The following is a 1533-nucleotide window of genomic DNA, read 5'->3' as shown; positions in this document are numbered from 1 at the left end:
TGGCGCTCGCCTTGCCGCTCGGCCTCGCCGCGCTGCGGCGGCCCCGGCTGGAGGCGGCGCTGCTCGGGGTGGCCAATGGGGTGCAGGTGGTGCCCTCCATCGCGCTGTTCGGGCTGCTGATGCCGCCCCTGGCGGCGCTGGCCGCCGCCTGGCCCGCGCTGCGCGCCTGGGGCATCGGCGGCATCGGGCCGGCGCCGGCGGTACTCGGCATCGCCGCCTATCTGCTGCTGCCGCTCTCCAGCCAGCTGCTGGCCGGGCTGCGCGTGGCGCCGCCCGCCCTGGTCGAGGCGGCGCGCGGCCAGGGCATGAAGGAGCGTCAGATCCTGTGGCGGCTGCGCCTGCCGCTCGGGCTTGGCGTGGTGCTGGGCGGGCTGCGGCTGGCGGCGGTGCAGGCGGTGGGGCTGGCGACGCTGGCCGCGCTGATCGGCGGCGGCGGCCTCGGCGCGCTGGTCTTCCAGGGCATCGGGCAGCTGGCGACCGACCTGATCCTGCTCGGCGTGCTGCCGGTGGTGGCGCTGTCGCTGGCGGTGGACGCGGCGCTGGCCGCGCTGCAATCGGCGCTGGAGGCGCGCGCATGATCCGCTTCGAGGGCGCCACGCGCCGCTATGCCGGCCGCACCGTGGTGGACCGGGTGACGCTGGAGGTGCCGGCGGGGCATCTCTGCGTGCTGCTGGGCGAATCCGGCTCGGGCAAGTCGACGCTGCTGCGCATGGTCAACCGGCTGGTCGAGCCCAGCGCCGGGCGGGTGCTGGTCGAGGGGCGCGACGTCGCCCAGGCCGAGCCCGAGGCGCTGCGCCGGCGCATCGGCTATGTCATCCAGTCGGTCGGCCTGTTCCCGCATTGGCGGGTGGCGGACAACATCGCGACGGTGCCGCGCCTGCTGGGCTGGCAGGCGCCGCGCATCGCCGCCCGGGTCGAGGAATTGCTGGGCCTGGTCGGGCTGGAGCCGGCGCAGTTCCGCGACCGCTACCCGCATGAGCTGTCCGGCGGCCAGGCGCAGCGCGTCGGCCTGGCGCGCGCGCTGGCCGCCGACCCGCCGCTGCTGCTGATGGACGAGCCCTTCTCCGCCCTCGACCCCGGGACGCGCCGCGGGCTGCAGGGCGAGCTGCGCCGCATCCACCAGGCCACCGGCAAGACCATTCTCTTCGTGACCCATGATGTCGAGGAGGCGCTGGCCCTGGCCGACGGGCTGGCGGTGCTGGACCAGGGGCGGCTGGTGGCGCAGGGCCGCCCGGCCCAGGTGGTCGAGCCCGGCGCCCCGCCCCCGGTGCGGGCCCTGTTCGGCGAGGAGGGCCTGGCCTTCCACCGGCTGGCGACGCTGCCGGCGGCCGAGTTCACCCGCCCCGGCGCCCTGCCGGGCCTGACGCTGCTGCCGCACGATGCCAGCCTGAAGCAGGCGCTGCTGCGCCTGCTGGCCGAGGGCGCCGAGAGCCTGGCCATCGCGCCCGGCCCCGCCCATCCCGGCGGCACGCTGCGCTGGGAGGATGTGCCGCGCGGCGCGGGGATGCGCGGCTGATGCGGCGCGGCGCCCTG

At 77.2% G+C, this 1533-nt stretch carries 2 protein-coding genes; both read left to right on the top strand.

The features are described 5' to 3' along the window. The coding region (locus HMPREF0731_RS00095; RefSeq protein WP_007001922.1) for an ABC transporter permease subunit at positions 1-578 on the top strand (578 nt) is incomplete at its 5' end. Then, positions 575-1516: an ABC transporter ATP-binding protein gene (locus HMPREF0731_RS00090; protein ID WP_007001921.1), complete on the top strand. Its 942-nt coding sequence runs from the start codon at positions 575-577 to the stop codon at positions 1514-1516. The genes HMPREF0731_RS00095 and HMPREF0731_RS00090, both read left to right, overlap by 4 nt. Positions 1517-1533: the final 17 nt, after the last annotated feature.

Origin of the sequence: Pseudoroseomonas cervicalis ATCC 49957, assembly GCF_000164635.1 — a bacterium.
Classification (GTDB): Bacteria; Pseudomonadota; Alphaproteobacteria; order Acetobacterales; family Acetobacteraceae; genus Pseudoroseomonas; species Pseudoroseomonas cervicalis.
The sequence above is the reverse complement of the archived record's forward strand: the minus strand, read 5'-3'. Positions and strand labels throughout refer to the sequence as shown.